This is a genomic window from uncultured Rothia sp., from assembly GCF_937976295.1.
In the GTDB taxonomy this organism is placed as follows: domain Bacteria; phylum Actinomycetota; class Actinomycetes; order Actinomycetales; family Micrococcaceae; genus Rothia.
In genome coordinates, this window is record NZ_CALJRY010000315.1 from 1 (window position 1) to 2,763 (window position 2,763).

Annotated in this window: 3 protein-coding genes; 1 reads left to right on the forward strand and 2 read right to left on the reverse strand. The window is 60.3% G+C overall.

Going from position 1 to position 2,763, the window contains the following annotated elements; genetic code table 11:
- Positions 1-31: 31 nt before the first annotated feature.
- Positions 32-544, reverse strand: a complete 513-nt coding sequence (locus Q0216_RS08390) for a PTS glucose transporter subunit IIA (RefSeq protein WP_298594490.1) — start codon at positions 542-544, stop codon at positions 32-34.
- A gap of 335 nt (positions 545-879) precedes the next feature.
- Between Q0216_RS08390 and Q0216_RS08395 the strand changes: the two genes are divergently transcribed.
- A complete protein-coding gene (locus Q0216_RS08395; RefSeq protein ID WP_298594491.1) occupies positions 880-1,458 on the forward strand; it encodes an arsenic metallochaperone ArsD family protein in 579 nt (192 codons plus the stop codon).
- A gap of 174 nt (positions 1,459-1,632) precedes the next feature.
- Here the strand turns inward: Q0216_RS08395 and fbaA are convergent, their stop codons facing one another.
- Positions 1,633-2,658, reverse strand: a complete 1,026-nt coding sequence (gene fbaA, locus Q0216_RS08400) for a class II fructose-bisphosphate aldolase (RefSeq protein ID WP_012902702.1) — start codon at positions 2,656-2,658, stop codon at positions 1,633-1,635.
- Positions 2,659-2,763 lie beyond the last annotated feature (105 nt).

A 2,763-nucleotide genomic window follows, 5' to 3' on the forward strand; every position in this document is an offset into this window, starting at 1 on the left:
GTTGAAGCTGAGCTATTTTCGCTGGTTCAGCTTACTTCTTGGTTGCCTGAGCGACGCGGTCACCGGCTGCGACGGGGCGGCGGGACTCAGAGTCCTTGGAGATGTTGAACTTTGCGGTGTTGGTGATCATCACCATGGTTTCCTTGGAGGGGATGCGACCCTCGATTGCTGCCCAGTCGACCTCGATGATGGGGGCGCCCGCCTCAACCTTGTCGCCTACGTTAGCGATCTTGGTGAAGCCGTCGCCACCGAGCTCAACGGTGTCGATACCGATGTGCACCAGCACCTCGCCGCCGTTTTCGGTGCGGAGCATGAATGCGTGCAGGGTGTCCTGAATCAGTGCGATGGTGCCTGCAACGGGTGCGACGATGGTGCCTGCGGTGGGGTTCACTGCGTAGCCGTCGCCCATGACGCCCTGAGAGAAAACGGGGTCGGAGACTTCGCTCAGCGGCAGGTACTCGCCGGTAACAGGTGCGACGTAGACGTCTGCGGACGATGCTTCCTGAGTAGCAGCTTCCTTCTTCTTCTTACCGAAACCGAACATATATGCTCCTTCTGGTCGTGTGGCGCTATGAATAGCGTGTATTTGTAGCGCTGATGCGTCCGCGTCGGATGCGGGCGTCGTTGCCTTCTTGGTTTCGCACCGGGCGGCACCTGCTTGAGTAACAGGGTTCGCACACTCCGGTGCATATGCACTCAGAATACATCACCTGAGCCAGCTGCTCACGAGCTGAGGGTCATTCGACTCGAATTCTGCAAATATTCCGCAAATCTGGAACTTCAACTCACACTTCTGCACTCTTGAGGTCGCGAGTACACTTAGTGAAGGACTGGCACCCCTCCCCCGAGCCGGTGCCGATAAGAGAAAAGGCTGAACTGATGACTGAAGCGGCTGAGACCGTTCTTGAAGTATTTATTCCGGGCCCCGGCGAAAACCCGGAGGATCCGCAGGATATGGAGCGTTCCGAATTCCTGGGCGCCGCGCAGGAGGCGCTAGATTCGGGCGTGGACATTGAGGTGTACTCCACCGACTCCTACCCTTCCGCATTTGAAGAGTGCGCACCGGTCGCCGAGCAGATTGAGATGAACGGCCGCGAGGTTCTGCCGCTCATGCTCGTCAACGGTGAGGTGAAGGTGTCCTTCGCGTACCCGACCGCCGAGCAGATTAAGCGCTTCTCCCGCGCCCACCTGGTCGCCCAGCCGAAGGCTAACGCGGCAGCGGCGGCGTGCGGCCCGACCGGCTCCTCCATGGTGCCGAACCTGAGCCCCCTGGCGGAGCCCGCCGGTTTCGCGGCGACCCTGGCGGGTAAGGCTCCCCAGCCGGTTGGCGGCCCCGAGATCGGCAACCGCGTGAACCTCATGGGTGGCGACACCGGCGACGGTATTCCCACCTCCGGTTCGGTGGCTGTGAAGTCCGGCGGCTGCGGATGCGGTGGTTGCGGCTGCGGCGGCAAGTAAACCCGCCCATCCCCCGCTAAGATCCGCTGCAAACGCTAGGTTTGCCCGGTTCTAGATACATAAAAGAGCGGTGCCCGCCTCCTCACGAAGAGGAAGCGGGCACCGCTTTCGCTTAACGAAGCTTAGGTTCACACCCGGCAACGGCTACAGGAGCCGCGGCGGGCGAACAGCACCTTACTTGATGGAGGTACCGACGGAACCGAGCTGCTGGCAAGCCTCGACCACGCGTGCGGCCATGCCTGCCTCTGCAGCTGCACCCCAAACGCGGGGATCGTAGGTCTTCTTGTTGCCGACCTCGCCGTCAACCTTCAGCACACCGTCGTAGTTGCTGAACATGTGGCCAGCAACGGGGCGGGTGAATGCGTACTGGGTGTCGGTGTCGATGTTCATCTTGATAACACCGTAGGACACTGCGTCTGCAATCTCCTGCTCGGTGGAGCCGGAGCCACCGTGGAAGACCAGGTAGAAGGGCTTGTCGCCCTTGCCGTACTTAGCGCCGACCTCGGTCTGGATTTCCTTGAGCAGCTCGGGGCGCAGGTGAACGTTACCGGGCTTGTACACGCCGTGAACGTTACCGAAGGTCAGAGCAGCCATGTAGGTGCCCTTCTCGCCCAGGCCGATTGCCTCAACGGTCTTGATTGCGTCTGCAACGGTGGTGTACAGGGAGTCGTCGATAGCGCCTTCAACGCCGTCTTCCTCGCCACCAACGGCACCAATCTCAACCTCGAGAACGAGCTTTGCCTTGGAGGTACGCTCGATCAGCTCAGCAGCGATCTTCAGGTTCTCGTCCAGGTCGATTGCGGAGCCGTCCCACATGTGGGAGTTGAAGATGGGGTCTTCACCGCGAGCAACAGCCTTCTCAGACTCTGCCAGCAGGGGCAGAACGAAGCCTTCCAGCTTGTCCTTGGGGCAGTGGTCGGTGTGCAGTGCAATGTTCACGTCGTACTGCTTAGCAACTTCGCGTGCGTATGCCGCGAAGGCCAGGGAGCCAACGACCATGTCCTTCTTGGAAGCGCCGGACCAGTATGCTGCACCACCGGTGGATGCCTGGATGATGCCGTCCGAGCCAGCCTCTGCGAAGCCGCGGATTGCAGCGTTCAGGGTCTGGGAGGAGGTCACGTTCACTGCGGGGTACGCGAAGCCCTTTTCCTTCGCGGTCTGCAGCATTTCTGCGTAAACTTCGGGGGTTGCAATAGCCATATGCTGACTCCTTGGATAGATGCGACCGGTTACCGATGTTGGGCCGGTTCACCATATTTTGTTGGCGCGCGAGACGCCTCCTACTCGCACTATTTTACCAAGATA

Bases quoted from the DNA above. Each gene is read 5' to 3' on its own strand.
- Q0216_RS08390 (WP_298594490.1), bottom strand. From the start codon at position 544: ATGTTCGGTTTCGGTAAGAAGAAGAAGGAAGCTGCTACTCAGGAAGCA.
- Q0216_RS08395 (WP_298594491.1), top strand. From the start codon at position 880: ATGACTGAAGCGGCTGAGACCGTTCTTGAAGTATTTATTCCGGGCCCC.
- fbaA (WP_012902702.1), bottom strand. From the start codon at position 2,658: ATGGCTATTGCAACCCCCGAAGTTTACGCAGAAATGCTGCAGACCGCG.